Genomic DNA, 18,466 nt, shown 5'->3' on the forward strand with positions numbered 1-18,466 from the left:
GGTCAGCCGACCGCGACGATGCGGGCCAGGAAGAATGCCCAGGTTGTTGCAATACCGCCCAGCAAATAGTGAGCGACACCGACAGCACGGCCCTGGGTAATGGAAAGCGCCCGCGGTTGGATCGCGGGTGCAACCCTCAGCTTGTTGTGAGCCCAGACGATGGACTCGATCAGCTCTTGCCAGTAGCCGCGGCCACTGAACAGGAACATCAGGCTGAAGGCCCAGATGAAGTGGGCTCCAAGGAACATCAAGCCGTAAGCACTGGAACTCGAGCCGTAGCTGTTGATCACCTGTGCGGCTTGAGCCCAGAGGAAGTCCCGCAGCCAACCATTAATAGTGATGGCGCTTTGGGCAAAGTTGCCGTTGGTGATGTGCTGGACGCTGCCATCAGCGTTGACGGTGCCCCACACGTCGCTCTGCATCTTCCAGGAGAAGTGGAAAATGACGATCGACAGGGAGTTGTACATCCAGAACAGGCCAAGGAACACATGGTCCCAAGCCGACACCTGGCAGGTACCGCCACGGCCAGGGCCGTCGCAGGGGAAGCGGAAGCCAAGATTCGCCTTGTCAGGAACGAGGCGGGAGCTACGCGCATACAGCACACCCTTCAGCAGGATCAGCACGGTGACGTGGATCGTGAAGGCGTGGATGTGGTGGACCATGAAGTCGGCCGTTCCCAAAGGAATCGGACCGGCGGCCACCTTGCCGCCCACCGCTACAACGGTGCCGTTGAACACTTCGCTCACACCCGCGAGGGCGTTGGGCGCAGTGCCACCTGCAGCAGCAGCATGCAGACCCTGAATCCACTGCGCGAAGACAGGCTTCAGGGCAATGGCGGAGTCGCTGAACATGTCTTGGGGACGCCCCAAGGCACGCATCGTGTCGTTGTGGATGTAAAGGCCAAAGCTGTGGAAGCCGAGCCAGATGCACACCCAGTTGAGGTGGCTGATCAGGGCATCACGAGCTTTAAGTACCCGGTCCAGCACGTTATCGACGTGCTTGGCGGGGTCGTAATCGCGAATCATCGCGATAGCGGCGTGCGCACCAGCACCCACAACTAAGAAACCACCGATCCACATGTGATGGGTGAAGATCGACAGCTGGGTGGGGTAATCAATCCCGATATAGGGATAGGGAGGCATCGCATACATGTGCTGGGCCACGATGATGCTCAGAGAGCCGAGCATCGCCAGGTTCACAGCCAGTTGGGCGTGCCAGCTGGTGGTCATGAACTCGAAGAGTCCGTCATGACCATTGGGAGCGGGGAACAGCAGGGGATCGCCCTTCTGGCCCTGGAGAATCTCCTTGATGCTGTGACCAATGCCCCAGTTGGTGCGATACATGTGGCCAGCCACGATGAACAACACCGCGATCGCCAAGTGGTGATGGGCGATGTCGGTCATCCAGAGGCTGCCGGTCACAGGATTCAACCCACCTTTAAAGGTGAGGAAATCGCTATAAGCGGCCCAGTTGCCCGTGAAGAAGGCTGAAACGCCAGCCCCGAAACCGGGGAATATCTGGGCGATCACGTCCTGGTTCAGGAACTCGTGGGGCAGGGGAATGTCGGCGTAAGTGGCGATGGTTTTGCCATTGAGCGCCAGCGGCTGGCCGGCGTCGATGGCGTCCATCAGCGCGGTGGTGGGCAGGGACACATGCAGCAGGTGTCCTGTCCAGGAGAGAGATCCCAGACCGAGCAGGCCGGCCAGATGGTGGTTGAGCATCGACTCAACGTTCTGGAACCACTCGAGCTTGGGAGCCGCCTTGTGGTAGTGGAAGACGCCGGCATTGAGCATCAAGCCGGCCATCACCAACGCACCGATGGCCAGGGCCATCAGCTGGGTTTCATTGGTGATGCCCCAGGCCCTCCAGACATGGAAGAGGCCGGAGGTGATCTGAATGCCGTGGAACCCGGCACCCATGTCTCCATTGAGAATTTCCTGGCCGAAAATGGGCCACACCACCTGCGCCGAAGGCTTTACGTGCAGGGGATCGGTCAACCAACCGGTGTAGTTGGAGAAGCGCGCTCCATGGAAGAAGGCGCCACTCAGCCAGATAAAGATGACGGCCAAATGGCCGAAGTGAGCCGAAAAGATCTTGCGAGAGACCTCTTCAAGGTCACTCGTGTGACTGTCGAAATCGTGAGCATTGGCGTGGAGGTTCCAAACCCAGGTGGTGGTTTTGGGACCTTTGGCAAGGCTGCGATCGAAATGGCCGGGCTTGCCGAACAATTCGAAGGTGGCCGGAACTGGGTTCCGGTCGACCATGGCCTTCGCCTTTTCCCCACGCTCTGGTGGGCTGATGGTCATCGAGACGTTCCTCGAGGGACGGGATCGAGGTGGTGGGTCCACCCCTGCAGCAGGCCGGAGAGCCTGCCGTTGGGCCCCATGAACGACCGGCGGCCGAGGCCTCCGATCGTTCATGGGCACCAGCCGGGAAGGGGGTCCACGAAAACGCAAAACCGCTTGCCACAACTGGAGCTTTGGGCCCCAATTAGGGGACCGCTCGCCGAAGTATAGGGGTCGTTTCCGAGAGGTTTTGACTAGCAGTTACAAAGGTTCAATCCCGGCGCTTCCCAGGCCAGCACAGGGCTTTACAGAACAGAAAGAATCATCAACTTCAACCATCTTGCGGGAGATTTTTTATTACTTAGAGAGCGTCAAAAACAGCAGTCTGCCGCATCCCGTTTCCCCGGGGTGGCACCGGCCAGCAGAATGCATCCACTACAAGCTGAGCAACCCAGAGTGGGCGCAGGCAGCGCAACCCATCCAGCCCTCCCGTGTCGCCCCATGCGATGGCGTCAGAGACTGCTAGCGGTCCTGCTAGTGGCAGTGTTGATGTTGTTGGCAGGCTGCAATCGAGTAGCCGCTAGCCGCAGCAGCGGCCTAGCCCCAGCTCCTCTTCCAGTCCAAGGGCCAAGTGGCCGCTTGCAGGAAGTTGCGCCACCTGCCGCCGTACAACAAGTTCAAGCGGCCCTCGCCGAAAGCCAGCCCCAGGTAACGATCCAGATCCCGCGAAATGGCAGCGATCTGCCAGGCGGGCCGGTCAAGTTGCAAGTGGAGGTTCGTGATTGGCCTTTAGTTGATGCGGGAGGGCTCGGGCTGGGGCCTCACCTGGTGGTGCAAGTTGATGACCTACCGCCCCAACGCCTCACCGCTTCACGCTCTGGACAATTCCCAACTCGTCTGGACGCCGAACTTCCGCCCCTGGGCCCGGGCAGCCATCGCCTTACCGCCTATGCGGCCAAACCCTGGGGGGAAGTGGTGAAAAGTCCAGGCGCCTGGGACCAGGTGCGGGTAAACCGGGTGGCCGCCAATCCGCTGGCCACTCCCCAGCTGGGCACACCCCAATTGATCGGCGTAAGCACAGCAGATCTGGCCGCTCGCGAACCGGTGCTGCTCGACTGGCTGTTAATAGACGCTCCCCTCCAGGGCCTGCGCGACAACGACGGCAGCTGGCGCCTGCGGGTGACGGTCAACGGTGACAGTTTTTTGGTGGATCAGAACTCGCCTCTGTGGCTCAAGGGCTGGCACAGCGGCAGCAACAGCGTGCTGATGGAGCTGGTTGATGGCCGCGGCGCCCCCCTTAACCCCCCTTTCAACACCTTGGTTAACGAGGTGACGATTAATAGTTCCTTGCCCCCGCCCAGTTGGCAGCGGGGGCGCCTGGATGCCAACGAGTTAGCCCAGCTGCTGGGAGAGCAGCCTGCAACGCCGGCGGCTCCAGAACCAGAACCTGAACCAGTCCCAGAGGCACCAGTAGTAGCAATAGAAATCAATCCGCCGCCGGTCAGCGAGCCCCAAAGCGTGGCTGAACCGTTGCCCGCAACTGAGCCCCAATCCCCACTTGAACCGGAAGCTTCGCCGGAACCAGAATCGCCAGCCGAACCCGAGCCCCTGCCTGAGCCGGAACAACTGCCTGAGCTGGAGCCCGCTGTTGAAGCTGAGTTAGCCGAACCTGCGCAGCAAGATGCCCCACCAGCGGCCGCCAGCTCTACGGCCCCCACTGATCGGATCAGCACCTCCACCAGCCTGGGGGGATCGGCCCGCAGCCAGCTAAATCCAGATGGTTCCCTGCTCAAGCCCAAGGCGCCCGGTCCCCTGGCCGGGCTGCGTCAGAAGCTAGGTACGTGACTTCACCAAACAACCGCCCCGAGCAGGCCGCGCCGCGCGCCCGCCGCTGGGGCCTGGGCTTCAGCCCTGCCAGCGCCCCCGTGCTGGACCAGCTCCTTCAGGCCGGCCTGATCGACTCCCAGGTGGGACCTGACGACCAGCACGCCGCAGGGGATTGCTTAATTGAGCAGTGGTCAACGGCCAGCGGCTTTGTAGTCGTTGGTGCCTGTGGCCTTGTGACCAGGCTGATTGCGCCGCTGCTCGGGAATAAAACGAGCGATCCTGCCGTGGTGGTGATGGATCCCCAGGGTCGGTTCGCCATTCCCCTGCTAGGCGGGCACGCGGCCGGGGCCGAGCGACTGAGCCACCAGATTGCCGCCTGCCTGGGCGGCCAGGCTGTGCTCACCGGGGCAACGGCTGCAGCAGGCTTACTGAGCCTCGACAGCTTCGGCAAAGACTGGGGTTGGCAGCGGGGGCAGGGCGATTGGAGCGCCCTGATGCGTAAGGCAGCCCATGTGGATCAACCGCTGCGGCTGGAAGCTCACCACGGCAGCCGCCGCTGGCTAGAGCTCGAGGCCGCCACCTGCCTGCTAGAGCGCGCTGGTGACTCTGGCAGTGGCTCTGGCGAGAACCCAGAGGCAGATCTGGTCGTAGATATCCACACCGGCGCTGGCTGCCGCTGGCATCCGCCGAGCCTTTGGCTTGGTATGGGCTGTGAACGCAACACCAGCCTGAGCCTGCTGGAGCGCTTGCTGGAACAGACCCTGGGCGACCAGCAATTGGCACCTGAATCCGTAGCTGGTTTGGCAAGCATCGACCGCAAGGCCGATGAGCCGGCCCTGCTTGCTCTAGCAGCTAAAAGAGGCTGGCCAGTGCGCTGGTTTGGGGCCGATTCCCTAGCTGCAGTGCCAGTACCCACCCCATCGGCGGCCGTGGCCCAAGAGATGGGCACCGCCAGCGTGGCCGAGGCCGCAGCCCTGCTGGCAGCTGGCCCCGCAGCCCAATTGCTGCAAACCAAGCGCATCGAGCATGCCAACCCAGGCGAGCTCGGGGCAGCCACCCTGGCAGTGGCTCTGGCCGAGAGTCAATGGGCTCCCGAGCGGGGCCAGCTACATCTAGTGGGCAGTGGCCCGGGCAGCCTGGAGCTGCTCACTGCGGATGCCCGCCGCGCCCTAGCGGAAGCCACGGTGTGGGTGGGCTACGGCCTTTACCTCGACCTGCTTGAACCGCTGCGGCGACCTGATCAGCTGCGCTGGAACGGCCAACTCACCGAGGAACGGGCCCGCTGCGCCCTGGCCCTGGAATTAGCGAGCCAGGGGCTGAATGTGGCCCTGGTCTCTTCTGGCGACAGCGGCATCTACGCCATGGCCGGCCTGGCCCTGGAGCTTTGGCTGGCCAGCCCAGCCGATGGCCGGCCCAGCTTCAGCGTGCATCCGGGCATCTCGGCCCTGCAACTCGCCGCTGCCAGGGCCGGAGCTCCCTTGATGCATGATTTCTGCACCATCAGCCTCAGCGACCGACTCACCCCTTGGGAAGTGATCGAAAAGCGGCTGCAAGCAGCGGCTGCGGGAGACTTTGTAGTAGCCCTCTACAACCCCCGCTCCCTGGGCCGCGACTGGCAACTGGCCCGAGCCAGGGAGCTGCTGCTGGAGGGCCGGCCGGCCTCAACACCGGTAGCCCTGGCCCGCCAACTAGGGCGAGCCGATGAGGCCGTCAGCCTGCATAGCCTGGGCGAATTACCGGTGGAGCAAGTGGACATGCTGACCCTGGTGCTGATTGGCAATAGCAGCAGCTACGCCAAAGACGGACGCATGGTGACCCCCAGGGGTTACCCGGGAGCCGAGCTCAGCTGAAAGAATCGGGATGACAGGATTCGAACCTGCGGCCCCTTCGTCCCGAACGAAGTGCGCTACCAAGCTGCGCCACATCCCGATGAGGCGAGTTTAGGGGATCAACTCGGCTGTAGGCCTTGGCCTGCTGCTGGCTTCCTAAAGTTGGTCTTAGCCCTTCTTCTGGCCCCCCGGGGCCCTACTGGCGCCTTGCTCAAACCCGACTGGCTGCGCGTCAAGGCCCCCCAGCGGGAGCGCATTGGTGAGGTGGCAGACCTGCTGCAGGATCTCAAGCTCAACACCGTCTGCCAGGAGGCCAGCTGCCCCAACATTGGCGAGTGCTTTGCCGGCGGCACGGCCACCTTTTTGATCATGGGGCCGGGCTGCACACGCGCTTGCCCCTATTGCGACATCGATTTCGACAAGAGCGTGAGGGAGCTCGATCCCAGCGAACCTGAACGACTCGGCGAAGCCGTAGCCCGCCTGGGCCTGAGCCACGTGGTGATCACCTCGGTTAACCGCGACGACCTGGTAGACGGCGGCGCCAGCCAGTTTGTGGCCTGCATCGCGCAGGTGCGCCAGCGCTCACCACTCACCACGATCGAGCTACTGATCCCCGATTTCTGCGGCAACTGGGAGGCGCTGGCCGCCGTAATGGAAGGCGCCCCTGAGGTGCTCAATCACAACATCGAAACCGTGCCCAGGCTCTACAAAAAAGCCAGGCCGCAGGGCATCTACGAGCGCTCCCTGGAGCTGCTGCAGCGGGTGCGTAGCGGCTGGCCGCGCACCTACACCAAATCCGGCCTGATGACTGGCCTGGGCGAAAGCGACACCGAGGTGCTCGATGTGATGGCCGATCTACGCCGACATCAGGTGGACATCGTCACCATCGGCCAGTACCTCTCGCCAGGCCCCAAACATCTGCCAGTGGATCGCTTCGTGACCCCGGAGCAATTTGCGGCGTTCAAGCAGCACGGCGAGCAGAAGCTCGGCTTCCTGCAAGTGGTGAGCAGCCCGCTCACCCGCAGCAGTTATCACGCCGGCGAGGTGCAGCGGCTGATGCGGGAGTATCCGCGCTAAGCCGCCACGGCCTGCCGTTCCGCCAGACCCACGCTGGCCTTCTCGCTGGGGGGCACCAGCAGCTTGAAACGGCCCCTCCAGCCTTCCCAATCGGCCAGAATCGCGCCTGCCTTGGCGCTGCCGGTTGCCTGAAGGTGCGCCTCCAGCAAGGGCTTGAGCAGGGCCTCCTGCTCTGGGGTGGTGAGCTCACAAATGGCCACGATCTCCGGATTTACCCGCTCCGCCAAGCCGCCGCTTTCATCCAGGATGAAGGCCACACCACCGGTCATACCGGCGGCCACATTGCGACCGGTGCTGCCCAGCACCACCACCACGCCACCGGTCATGTATTCGCAGCAGTGATCGCCGGCGCCCTCCACCACGGTTTTGGCCCCGCTATTGCGCACGCCAAAGCGCTCACCGGCGCGGCCTAGGGCAAACAGCTCTCCACCTGTGGCGCCATAGAGACAGGTGTTGCCCAGGATCACCTGGTTGCCAGGGTCGTTGACGCCGGCGGGGGGCACCACGCTGAGGCGTCCACCATTGAGGCCCTTGCCCACATAGTCGTTGGCTTCACCCACCAGGCGCACGTTCATGCCCTGAAGCACGAAGGCCCCGAAGCTCTGACCAGCTGCCCCTAGGTAGGTGAGATCCAGTTGGCCCTGGAAGCCGGTGTTGCCGTGGCGCGCCGCAATCTCACCGGAGAGGCGGGCGCCCACGCTGCGATCTGTGTTGACGATCGTCAGGATGCGGGCCACGCGGCCGTGGCCCTCGATAGCCGCCATCACCTCGGCATCGGCCAGCAGCTGATCTTCCAGGATTTGTCCATTGCCGTGGGCCTGGGCGTCGTGCTGAAGCCAGCTGCGATCAGCAGCAGCGGGGATCGGGTCAATCAGGCAGGAGAGATCCAAGGCCTGGGTTTTAGCCAGGGCCACGGCCCGGGGCTGCAGCAATTCACTGCGGCCGATCAGGTCTTCGAGGCGGGCCACACCGAGCACGCTCAGCAGTTGGCGCACCTCTTCGGCCACAAACAGGAAGAAATTCACCACGTGCTCGGGCACGCCGGGGAAGCGCTTGCGCAGGTTTTCCTTCTGGGTCGCCACCCCCACCGGGCAGTTATTGGTGTGGCAAACGCGGGCCATGATGCAGCCCTCGGCGATCATCGCCACCGAGCCAAAGCCGTATTCCTCGGCGCCCAGCAAGGCAGCGATGATCACGTCCCAGCCGGTTTTGAGGCCGCCATCGGCCCGCAGCAGCACCCGATCGCGCAGGCCGTTCTCCAGCAGGGACCGGTGCACCTCGGTGAGGCCTAGCTCCCAGGGGCTGCCGGCATGTTTGATCGAGCTGAGTGGTGAAGCGCCCGTGCCGCCGTCGTGACCGGAGATCTGAATCACATCGGCGTTGGCCTTGGCCACGCCAGCGGCGATGGTGCCGATGCCGATTTCAGCCACCAGCTTCACGCTCACCTTGGCGGCGGGATGGACCTGGTGCAGGTCGTGGATCAGCTGGGCCAGATCCTCAATTGAATAGATGTCGTGATGGGGAGGCGGCGAAATCAAGGCCACACCGGCCTTGCTGTTGCGCAGCCAGGCGATGTAGGGATCCACTTTCGGACCAGGCAGCTGGCCGCCCTCACCCGGCTTGGCCCCCTGGGCCACCTTGATCTCCAGCTGGCGGCCACTGCGCAGATATTCGGGCGTGACACCGAAGCGCCCTGAGGCGATCTGCTTGATGGCGGAGCAGGCGGTATCACCGTTGCGCAGGCCATTGAGGCTGGGCAGGGTCGGCGAATGACCGTCGCCGTCCACATCGTTGAGCGTGTGGAAGCGGGCCGGATCCTCGCCGCCCTCGCCACTGTTGCTCTTGCCGCCGATGCGGTTCATGGCGATGGCTAACACCTCGTGGGCCTCGCGCGAAAGGGCACCGAGGCTCATGCCTCCGGTGCAAAAGCGGCTGCAGATGCTCTCCACGCTCTCCACCTGCTCGATAGGCAGTGGGGCGGGCGCGGGCTTGAGTTCCAGCAGGTCCCGCAGGGCCGTGACTGGCCGGTGCTCCAGCAGGGTTTTGTAGGTGGAGAAGTGGTCGTAGCCGGGGCCCGCCTTGACAGCGGCATGCAGGGCTTTGGCCATCTCCGGGCTATTGAGGTGATACTCGCCGCCAGTGCGGTATTGCACGAAGCCCATGAACTCGAGCTTGGTGCGGTTGAGCTCGGGGAAGGCCTTGGCATGGAAGCTGAGGGTTTCGCTGGCCAGCTCGCCCAAGCTCAGGCCAGCCACCCGGCTGGTGGTGCCACTGAAGGCAAGCTGGATCAGATCGGCGCCAAGGCCGATGGCTTCGAAGATCTGGGCGCCGTGATAGCTGGCCAGCAGGGAGATGCCGATCTTGGAGAGGATCTTGCGCAGGCCGTCTTCTAGGGCCTTGCGCACATTTGCCTGCACCTGATCGGGGCTGAGCGCCGGCAGCTTGCCGGTTTCGATCAGCTTCTGCACCCGGGGGTGGGCTAGCCAGTGGCGGCTGGTTTCCCAGGTGAGCCAGGGGCAGACGGCACTGGCGCCATAACCAATCAGGCAGGCCAGGTGGTGAGTGCTCCAGCACTGGGCCGTTTCCACCACCAGGGAAGCCTGCAGCCGCAGGCCCAGGTTGAGCAGGTGGTGATGCACCGCGCCCACGGCCAGCAGCGGTGGAATGGTGGCCGTGGTGGCATTGATCCCACCAGCCTCGCCGCCCCGATCGCTCAGCACCAGGATCTGGCTGCCAGCGCGCACGGCCGCCTCGGCAGCGCTGCGCAGGCGCTGCACCGCAACCTCGAGGCCTCCAGGGCCATCGGTGACGGCCATCAGCGTGGAAAGGGTGGTAGTGGGCAGGCCCTGCTGGCTCACCGCCGCAAGCTCCGCCTCATTGAGGATCGGACTGGCCAGGTGCAGCACCGCCGCCGAGGCAGCTTCGGGGCGCAGCGGCGAGCCCCGCTTGCCCAGATGCATCTCCAGGCTCATCACCAGCTTTTCCCGCAGCGGATCGATCGGCGGGTTGGTGACTTGGGCGAAGCGCTGCTTGAAGTAGTCGTAGAGGAGGTGGGGCTTGTCTGAGAGCACCGCCAGGGGGATGTCATCGCCCATGCAGTAGGTGGGCTCCTTGGCCGCGCCGGCCATGTCCTCGATCACCAGCTCGAAGTCTTCGGCGGTGAAGCCAAAGGCCGTTTGCTGTTGCAGCAGCTCCAGATCTCCCAGCTGACGCTCCTGGGTCCAGGGCTGGGGGACGAGGGTGCGGCGATGCTGCGCCAACCAGTCACCGTAGGGATGGCGGGCGGCCACCTCGGCTTTCACCTCCCAATTGCGCAGCAGGCGGCCCTGCTCCAGATCCACTGCCAGCATCTGGCCAGGGCCGAGGCGACCCTTTTCGATGATGCGGCTCTCCTCAAGCTCGACCACACCGGTTTCTGAGCCCATCACCACGAAACCGTCGCTGGTAATGCAGTAGCGGGCGGGGCGCAGGCCGTTGCGATCGAGGGTGGCTCCCACGCAGCGGCCATCGGCGAACACCAGCAGGGCCGGACCATCCCATGGCTCCTGGGTGCAGGCGGAATACTCGTAAAAAGACTGGATATCGGGCTTATCTGCCAGCTCGGGCTGGTCGCGGAAAGCTTCTGGCACCAGGGTGAGCAGGCTCTCGGTGATCGGCCTGCCGCTGCGCACCAGCAGTTCAAGGGTGGCGTCGAGGTTGGCGGAATCGCTGAAGGCGGGGTTCACCACTGGCTTCAGCTCTGCAGCCGCCTCCCCCCATACCGCATCGAGATTGGCTTCCGAAGCCCTTGCCCAGTTGAGGTTGCCCAACAAAGTATTGATCTCACCGTTGTGTCCGAGCAGCCGCATGGGCTGGGCCAGGGGCCAGCGGGGCAGGGTGTTGGTGCTGAAACGGCGGTGATACACCGCAAAGCTCACGGCAAAGCGTGCATCGCGCAGGTCGCCATAGAAAGCAGGCAGCACCGCTGAACGCACCATGCCCTTGTAGACAACAGTTCGGCTGCTCAGGGAAGCGAAATAGAGCTCACCCGGCCCTGGCCCCCAAACGGCGCGGGCCCGATCGCCGCAACGGCGGCGCAGTCGAAACAGCAGCGCTTCCAGGTCATCACCAGCTTGGTCGGCGGCAAGCAGCCACTGCTCAATGGCCGGAGCGGTCTGGCGGGCCAGGGGGCCGAGAACAGATGCATCCAGAGGGACTGCACGCCAACCCAGGCTGACCAGCCCCAGCTTGGCGGCCTCATCATCACAAAAAAGTTTTGCCTGCTCGCGCTTTGCAGCATCGGCTGGCAGGAAAACCATGCCCAGACCGCGAGCCGCTCCCTTGGCTGCCGCCGCCTCAGGCCATACCTCTTCTAGATAGCTCCAGGGGATGCCGCAGAGCACCCCGGCCCCATCGCCGGAATCACCATCACCACCGCAACCACCGCGGTGTTCCATGCAGTCGAGGCCGCGCAGGGCCTGCTGCAGCACCCAGTGGCTGGCTTCGCCCTGAAGATTGGCCAGAAAGCCCACACCACAGGCGTCCTTTTCGCCAGCGACAGCGGCCGGAGCAGCGCTATCGCAATGGGGCCAAACAGGGCGAGAGAAGTGAGGCATAACCCGAGACGGTCCGGCAGGTGATCTGTCAGGGCAGCGCCGCTAACACCAATAGGTGCTGGCAACAGCAGAGCTGCCGATCCTAGGGATGCACATCCCCAAACCAGGGCGCCCTCACTCATAAAGAGGGCTAGCTTTCATGGCTGTCGGCCTGGCTGGCCCATGGCCCCTACTGCATTGCTGGCTGGCTGGCTCCTGGTTCTGTGCCTGCCAGGGGTCGGCCAGGCCATGCCGATTACGCCGCCGCCGCCACCGCCGCTGGTCCCAATCGGTGCAGCCGCCGCAACTGAGCGCCAGGGCAGCAGTATCCGCATCAACGGCCGGCTCCAGAGCGCCCGCTGGCTCTGGGTTGGGGGCTTGGGCAACACGCCCCAACAACTGTGGATACCCCTAGAGGTGCTCGAGAACCAGCTCGGGGTCTCCAGCCGCAGCCGCAGCGATGGGACTCTGGAGCTGGAGTGGTTTGGCCAGGAACTCAAGGTGTCCGCCAGCGCCCAACGCAGCCTTGAAGACGAGGTAGCGGTAGAGGTGAGCAGCCTGTTCGGCCGCATCGGCGTGGGCCTACGCCAGGAGGGCAGCCTGCTCAGCCTGGAGCTGGCCAGGCCCCAGCTACTCCAGGTGCGCAGCTCAAACCCTGGCCCCGTCAAGCGAATCGTGCTCGATCTGGGCGGCCCGGCGACCATTGGTAGAGACGACGCCGGACTTGTGGTCGACCTGCTCAGCCGCAGCGACCAACAGACCCTGCTGGGGAGTCTGGGCCTCCAGGCCCAGCAGGACAGCGCCGGGCTGAGGCTCAAACCCTCCGCAGCCAAATTGACGCGGGTATTCAGCCTTGGCGAACCCAACCGGGTGGTGATCGAGTGGCCGGACCAGGGGGCCGCTAGCCGCCCCGACAGTCCAGCCCCGATCGATCCGCGCCTGCAGGACCTGCTTGGCAAGGAACTTCAGTGGGATCGCCTGGTCCGCCAGGGGGTGCGCATTAACGCGATCCGCGTTGATCCACTTAACGCCTCATTGCAGCTGCGGCCCCTGGCTAGGCCTGGAGCCATGGAGGGCCTCAGCTCCCTGGTGCAGCTCGCCAACCAGCAGCAGGCCTGGGTAGCGATCAATGGGGGTTACTTCAACCGGGTAAGGCGCCTGCCCTTGGGGGCTGTAAAACAAGACGGCCGCTGGCTTTCCGGGCCAATTTTGAACCGGGGAGTCGCCGCCTGGGACGAGCGAACCATGCCCCGCTTTGGCCGGCTACAGCTTTCAGAATGGGTTGTGGGCCCCGGAGCTCTGCGTCTACCGGTCGCCGTTGTCAACAGTGGCTACGTGCAGCGAGGCATCAGCCGCTATACAGCCGATTGGGGGCCCAACTACCGAGCCCTCAGTGGCTCTGAGACTGGCTTATTAATCCAAGGGGGCCTGGTGCGGCAGCAGTTTGGCCCCTCGGAACTGGATGCGGGTGTGCCGCTACGGGGCGATGACCTGCTGCTGGTGGGAAGGGGCGGCAGTGAGCTGCCCTGGGGCTTGGGCGATCGGCTCCAGATCGAAAGCCGCCCCAGCAGCAGCCTCGGCCTCGCAACACACGTGATCGGCGGGGGGCCATTGCTTTTGCAGGCTGGCCGCATCGTGCTCAATGGCGCCGCTGAAAACTTCAGTTCCGCCTTCCTCAGCCAAGGAGCACCCCGCACCGTGCTGGCCAGAGACGACCGCCAGATTTGGCTGATCACCCTGGAAGGGATCCAGGACAGCGGCCCCTCCCTGGGGGAAACAGCGGCCCTGCTGCAACAGCTAGGACTGCAAGACGCCCTGAATCTCGATGGCGGCAGCTCCACCGGGCTGGTACTGGGGGGGTCCCTGCAGGTAAAAGGGCGGGGTGTGGCCGGATCGGTTCACAACGGTGTCGGACTGGTGCCGTAAGCAGGCTGCCAAAGTGAGCTCAGATATGCAGCCTCCCATCCCCATGGCCAAGGCGCACAGCCTGCGCGTGACCGCCGCCGCCGCCGCCGAGCTGGGCCGGCACGCAGCTGTGGCGGGCACCCCCGGGATGATGCATCTGGATTTAGTAGATGGGCGCTGTGAGCGCTGGGCGATTCGCTTGCGCCCCGGCCACCTGGCGGGCACGCCGATTGCCCGCGCCGATGGCATCACCCTTTATGCGCCAGCAGAGCAGCTGAACCTGCTGAGCGGCCTGAGCCTGGACTACCGGGGTGACATCAGCGGCGGCGGCTTTTTGGTACGTCCAGGCGAAGGCACGGTGAGTTGCGCCTGCGGCACTGCCTTCAGCCGCTCAGGAGGAGGACGACAGGCGACCCAGTAAGGTGACGGATTGTCGAAATCGGTCGGACGTCCGACCAATATTCTCCGACCAGACCCCGGTCCTCGATGCCCACCATTCAGCAGCTAATCCGTACTGAGCGCCAGAGTCTTTCCCGGAAGACCAAGTCGCCCGCCCTGCGCGCTTGTCCCGAGCGCCGCGGTGTGTGCACACGCGTATACACCTCCACCCCAAAGAAGCCGAATTCGGCCCTGCGCAAGGTGGCTCGGGTGCGTCTCACCTCTGGCTTTGAGGTGACCGCCTACATCCCTGGCATTGGGCACAACCTTCAGGAGCACTCTGTGGTTCTGATCCGAGGTGGACGCGTCAAGGATCTGCCTGGCGTCCGCTACCACATCATCCGCGGCACCTTGGACACCGCGGGCGTCAAGGACCGTCGCCAGTCCCGCTCCAAGTACGGCGCCAAGACGCCAAAGAACTGAACCCGCCTAGATCAGCGTGACTAGCCGCTGACCAGCAACTTCAGCAAAGGGCTTCACCGATGCCCGCTCAATTCCCTTCCCCTAGTTCTCCCCGCTCCGGTCGACCATGTCTCGCCGCAATGCCGCCGAGAAGCGCCCAGTGCTTCCCGACCCCCAGTTCAATAGCCGCTTGGCCTCCATGATCGTGGCCCGGCTCATGAAGCACGGCAAAAAGTCCACGGCACAGCGCATCCTTTCGGATGCCTTCTCCTTGATCAATGACCGCACTGGTAATGATCCGCTTGAGCTGTTTGAGACAGCTGTACGGAATGCCACTCCGTTGGTTGAGGTTCGTGCCCGCCGGGTTGGCGGTGCCACCTACCAAGTCCCGATGGAAGTTCGCCAGGAGCGCGGTACAGCCATGGCTCTGCGCTGGCTGGTGAATTTCTCCCGCGCCCGCAACGGTCGCAGCATGGCCCAGAAATTGGCTGGTGAGCTGATGGATGCAGCCAACGAAGCCGGTAGCGCGGTTCGCAAGCGGGAAGAGACCCACAAGATGGCTGAAGCCAACAAGGCTTTCGCCCATTACCGCTACTGATCCCGCCTGAACTGCTGAAGCCCAGGGCGACTTCAGCCTCAACAGACCCAGTCTGTAGAGTGACGCCCACGTTTTGTTGACCTTTCGGAGACCTCCCCCGTGGCCCGCGCCTTTCCACTGGAACGCGTTAGAAATATTGGTATTGCCGCCCACATCGATGCGGGCAAAACCACGACTACTGAACGGATTCTGTTCTATTCAGGCGTCGTCCACAAGATGGGCGAGGTACATGACGGTGCAGCGGTCACCGACTGGATGGAGCAGGAGCGTGAGCGTGGTATCACGATCACCGCGGCTGCCATTTCCACCACTTGGAAAGACAACCGCATCAACATCATCGACACCCCCGGGCACGTCGACTTCACCATCGAGGTGGAACGTTCGATGCGGGTCCTGGACGGCGTGGTTGCTGTCTTCTGCGCCGTTGGTGGCGTACAGCCCCAGTCAGAGACCGTCTGGCGTCAGGCTGACCGCTACAACGTGCCTCGCATCGTGTTCGTCAACAAGATGGACCGGACCGGTGCCGACTTCCTGAAGGTCTACGACCAAATCAAGGATCGGCTCAAAGCCAATGCCGCACCGATCCAGCTGCCGATCGGAGCAGAGGGCGAACTAAAGGGAATTATCGACCTTGTGCGCAATAAGGCGATTATTTACACCAATGATCTCGGCACCGACATCATTGAAGGTGAAATTCCTGAAAATATGATTGAAGAGGCTCAAAAGTGGCGCCTCAAGTTAATGGAAACGGTCGCTGAGTCCGACGAAGACTTAATCGATCCCTTCCTGGAAAATGGCGAGCTCACCGAAGAGCAGTTGATCAAAGGCATCCGTAAGGCCACCATCCACAACGGCTTGGTGCCGATGGTGTGTGGCTCAGCCTTCAAAAACAAGGGCGTGCAGCTGGTATTGGACGCAGTGGTCGACTACCTACCAGCACCAGTTGATGTGCCTCCCATCACTGGCCTCCTGCCAGACGGCAGCGAGTCAAACCGCCCCTGCGATGACAGCGCGCCCTTCAGCGCCTTGGCCTTCAAGGTGATGGCTGACCCCTACGGCAAGCTCACTTTTGTGCGCATGTATTCCGGGGTGCTCAACAAAGGCAGCTATGTGCTCAACTCCACCAAAGACAAGAAGGAGCGCATTTCCCGCTTGATCTTGCTCAAGGCTGTTGACCGTGAAGAGGTTGATGAGCTGCGTGCCGGTGATCTTGGGGCTGTCTTGGGCCTTAAGGACACCACCACTGGAGACACGCTTTGCGTCGAATCTGACCCGATCATTCTCGAATCGCTCTTCATCCCCGAGCCCGTGATCTCGGTGGCTGTTGAGCCGAAAACCAAGGGTGACATGGAGAAGCTTTCCAAAGCTCTTCAGTCACTTTCAGAAGAAGACCCCACTTTCCGGGTCTCCACCGATCCTGAAACCAGCCAGACAGTTATTGCTGGCATGGGAGAACTCCACCTTGAAATCCTGGTGGATCGGATGCTGCGCGAGTTCAAGGTTGAAGCGAACATCGGCGCTCCCCAAGTGTCCTATCGCGAAACCATTCGCACCAGCTCCAAGGGTGAAGGCAAATTTGCCCGTCAGACCGGTGGTAAAGGCCAATACGGTCACGTAGTGATCGAAATGGAGCCCGGCGAGCCAGGCACAGGATTCGAATTTGTCAACAAAATTGTTGGCGGCATCGTTCCCAAGGAGTACATCGGTCCCGCAGAAGCCGGCATGAAGGAGACCTGCCAATCCGGTGTGATTGCTGGTTTCCCCATGATCGACGTCAGGGCAACCATGGTTGACGGCTCTTACCACGACGTCGACTCCTCGGAGATGGCGTTTAAAATTGCCGGATCCATGGCCTTTAAAGACGCCGTCAAGAAGTGCAATCCCGTACTTCTTGAGCCAATGATGAAGGTGGAAGTCGAGATCCCCGAGGATTTCCTTGGGTCGGTCATCGGCGACCTCTCATCCCGTCGAGGCCAGGTCGAAGGACAGTCCATTGATAATGGTCAGTCCAAGGTCCAAACAAAAGTGCCCCTGGCCGAAATGTTCGGCTACGCCACCCAGCTCCGATCCATGACCCAGGGTCGGGGTATTTTCTCGATGGAGTTCAGCCATTACGAGGAAGTTCCTCGCAATGTGGCTGAGGCCATCATCTCCAAGAATCAGGGCAATTCCTGATCTCTCCTCTACCCACTAACCCCCCCGATTCTTTCTACTCATGGCACGCGAGAAGTTCGAAAGGAACAAACCCCACGTCAACATTGGCACTATCGGCCACGTTGACCACGGCAAAACCACCCTCACGGCTGCCATCACCAACGTGTTGGCGTCCCAAGGCATGGCCAAGGCCCAGGCCTACGACGAGATCGATGGTGCTCCTGAGGAGAAAGAGCGGGGCATCACTATCAACACGGCGCACGTCGAGTACGAGACCACAAAGCGTCACTACGCTCACGTGGACTGCCCCGGCCACGCTGACTACGTCAAGAACATGATCACCGGTGCCGCCCAAATGGACGGCGCGATCCTGGTAGTAGCCGCGACCGACGGGCCGATGGCCCAGACCAAGGAACACATCCTCCTTGCCAAACAGGTGGGTGTTCCCGCCCTAGTGGTGTTCCTCAACAAGAAGGACATGGTCGACGACGAGGAAATCCTCGAGCTTGTCGAACTGGAAATGCGCGAGCTGCTCAGCAGCTACGACTTCCCTGGCGATGACATCCCCGTGGTGGCAGGTTCAGCCCTGAAGGCCCTCGAATTTATCCAAGCTGGCAACAAGGCCGAGCGTGGTGCCAATGAGTGGGTTGACAAAATCCTCGACCTGATGGACGCAGTCGACGAGTCGATTCCTGAGCCTGAGCGCGAAGTAGACAAACCCTTCTTGATGGCCATCGAGGACGTTTTCTCGATCACCGGTCGCGGCACCGTGGCCACCGGCCGTATCGAACGCGGCAAGGTCAAGGTTGGCGAAACCGTTCAAATCGTCGGCATCCGCGACACCCGCGAGACCACTGTCACCGGCGTGGAAATGTTCCGCAAGCTGCTCGAAGAGGGTTTGGCTGGCGACAACTGTGGACTACTGCTGCGCGGTATCCAAAAGGAGGACATCGAGCGCGGCATGGTGCTGGTGAAGCCCAACTCCATCAAGCCCCACACCAAATTCGAAGGTGAGGTCTACGTGCTGAAGAAAGAAGAAGGCGGCCGCCACACCCCCTTCTTTGCTGGCTATCGCCCCCAGTTCTACATCCGTACAACGGACGTAACTGGTCAGATCACCGCCTTCACCTCTGACGACGGTGCCAACGTCGAAATGGTTATGCCCGGCGACCGCATCAAGATGACCGGCGAGCTCATCTGCCCCGTGGCCATTGAGCAGGGCATGCGCTTCGCTATCCGCGAAGGTGGCCGCACCATCGGTGCTGGCGTGGTCTCCAAGATCATCGCCTGATCCTGAGGTAGGTTTTTGGGGTGGGACCTCCACGGTCTCCACCCCACCTGCCGCTCCTCGACAATCCAGCTCCACCAGCCACCCGG

Annotated in this window: 11 protein-coding genes and 1 tRNA gene; 9 read left to right on the forward strand and 3 right to left on the reverse strand. The window is 62.7% G+C overall.

Annotated features, from left to right (window positions below; translation table 11 throughout):
• Positions 1-2: 2 nt before the first annotated feature.
• The gene (psaA, locus tag KBY75_RS10170) at positions 3-2,306 is read right to left on the reverse strand and encodes a photosystem I core protein PsaA (RefSeq protein WP_254937645.1); all 2,304 of its coding nucleotides are present in this window, start codon (positions 2,304-2,306) and stop codon (positions 3-5) included.
• 480 nt (positions 2,307-2,786) lie between these two features.
• On the opposite strand from psaA, the gene KBY75_RS10175 reads away from it, so the two are divergent.
• Both KBY75_RS10175 and cobJ read left to right on the forward strand, forming a co-directional pair.
• Positions 2,787-4,130 carry a hypothetical protein gene (locus KBY75_RS10175; RefSeq protein ID WP_255023812.1) on the forward strand — a complete coding sequence of 448 codons (1,344 nt, stop codon included), beginning with the start codon at positions 2,787-2,789 and terminating at the stop codon, positions 4,128-4,130.
• Positions 4,127-5,962 (forward strand): precorrin-3B C(17)-methyltransferase, encoded by a 1,836-nt coding sequence (gene cobJ / locus KBY75_RS10180; protein ID WP_255023813.1) that lies wholly within the window; start codon positions 4,127-4,129, stop codon positions 5,960-5,962. Before KBY75_RS10175 ends, cobJ begins: the two co-directional genes overlap by 4 nt.
• A gap of 5 nt (positions 5,963-5,967) precedes the next feature.
• Here cobJ and KBY75_RS10185 read toward each other — a convergent pair.
• Positions 5,968-6,041: transfer RNA gene (locus tag KBY75_RS10185), tRNA-Pro, on the reverse strand.
• A 107-nt stretch (positions 6,042-6,148) separates the two neighbouring features.
• Here KBY75_RS10185 and lipA point away from each other — a divergent pair.
• Entirely contained in the window at positions 6,149-7,018 is an 870-nt protein-coding gene (gene lipA, locus KBY75_RS10190) for a lipoyl synthase (protein ID WP_255023814.1), read from the forward strand.
• Here the strand turns inward: lipA and KBY75_RS10195 are convergent.
• Positions 7,015-11,613 carry a glutamate synthase-related protein gene (locus KBY75_RS10195; RefSeq protein ID WP_255023815.1) on the reverse strand — a complete coding sequence of 1,533 codons (4,599 nt, stop codon included), beginning with the start codon at positions 11,611-11,613 and terminating at the stop codon, positions 7,015-7,017. The genes lipA and KBY75_RS10195 overlap by 4 nt on opposite strands.
• Positions 11,614-11,775: 162 nt before the next feature.
• Here KBY75_RS10195 and KBY75_RS10200 point away from each other — a divergent pair, with 162 nt between their 5' ends.
• The 6 genes from KBY75_RS10200 to tuf all read left to right on the forward strand — a co-directional run bounded on the left by KBY75_RS10200 (position 11,776) and on the right by tuf (position 18,380).
• Positions 11,776-13,518, forward strand: coding sequence for a phosphodiester glycosidase family protein (locus KBY75_RS10200; protein ID WP_255023816.1), 1,743 nt, complete (start codon positions 11,776-11,778; stop codon positions 13,516-13,518).
• Between the two features lie 43 nt (positions 13,519-13,561).
• Positions 13,562-13,918, forward strand: coding sequence for an AIR synthase (locus tag KBY75_RS10205; protein WP_106632416.1), 357 nt, complete (start codon positions 13,562-13,564; stop codon positions 13,916-13,918).
• Positions 13,919-13,983: 65 nt separating this feature from the next.
• On the forward strand, positions 13,984-14,358 hold the full coding sequence (rpsL, locus tag KBY75_RS10210; RefSeq protein WP_255023817.1) for a 30S ribosomal protein S12: 375 nt from the start codon (positions 13,984-13,986) through the stop codon (positions 14,356-14,358).
• A 106-nt stretch (positions 14,359-14,464) separates the two neighbouring features.
• A complete protein-coding gene (rpsG, locus tag KBY75_RS10215) occupies positions 14,465-14,935 on the forward strand; it encodes a 30S ribosomal protein S7 (RefSeq protein ID WP_254937652.1) in 471 nt (156 codons plus the stop codon).
• 99 nt (positions 14,936-15,034) lie between these two features.
• Positions 15,035-17,110, forward strand: a complete 2,076-nt coding sequence (gene fusA / locus KBY75_RS10220) for an elongation factor G (protein WP_254937653.1) — start codon at positions 15,035-15,037, stop codon at positions 17,108-17,110.
• A gap of 40 nt (positions 17,111-17,150) precedes the next feature.
• Positions 17,151-18,380, forward strand: coding sequence for an elongation factor Tu (gene tuf, locus KBY75_RS10225; protein ID WP_254937654.1), 1,230 nt, complete (start codon positions 17,151-17,153; stop codon positions 18,378-18,380).
• The last annotated feature ends 86 nt before the right edge of the window (positions 18,381-18,466 follow it).

The sequence above is a fragment of the Cyanobium sp. T1G-Tous genome (genome assembly GCF_024345455.1).
Classification (GTDB): domain Bacteria; phylum Cyanobacteriota; class Cyanobacteriia; order PCC-6307; family Cyanobiaceae; genus Cyanobium_A.

Excerpts from the sequence above, each read along its gene's own strand:
- KBY75_RS10205 (WP_106632416.1), top strand. The coding sequence starts at position 13,562 with ATGGCCAAGGCGCACAGCCTGCGCGTGACCGCCGCCGCCGCCGCCGAG.
- psaA (WP_254937645.1), bottom strand. The coding sequence starts at position 2,306 with ATGACCATCAGCCCACCAGAGCGTGGGGAAAAGGCGAAGGCCATGGTC.
- KBY75_RS10195 (WP_255023815.1), bottom strand. The coding sequence starts at position 11,613 with ATGCCTCACTTCTCTCGCCCTGTTTGGCCCCATTGCGATAGCGCTGCT.
- KBY75_RS10175 (WP_255023812.1), top strand. The coding sequence starts at position 2,787 with ATGCGATGGCGTCAGAGACTGCTAGCGGTCCTGCTAGTGGCAGTGTTG.
- tuf (WP_254937654.1), top strand. The coding sequence starts at position 17,151 with ATGGCACGCGAGAAGTTCGAAAGGAACAAACCCCACGTCAACATTGGC.
- KBY75_RS10200 (WP_255023816.1), top strand. The coding sequence starts at position 11,776 with ATGGCCCCTACTGCATTGCTGGCTGGCTGGCTCCTGGTTCTGTGCCTG.
- rpsG (WP_254937652.1), top strand. The coding sequence starts at position 14,465 with ATGTCTCGCCGCAATGCCGCCGAGAAGCGCCCAGTGCTTCCCGACCCC.
- rpsL (WP_255023817.1), top strand. The coding sequence starts at position 13,984 with ATGCCCACCATTCAGCAGCTAATCCGTACTGAGCGCCAGAGTCTTTCC.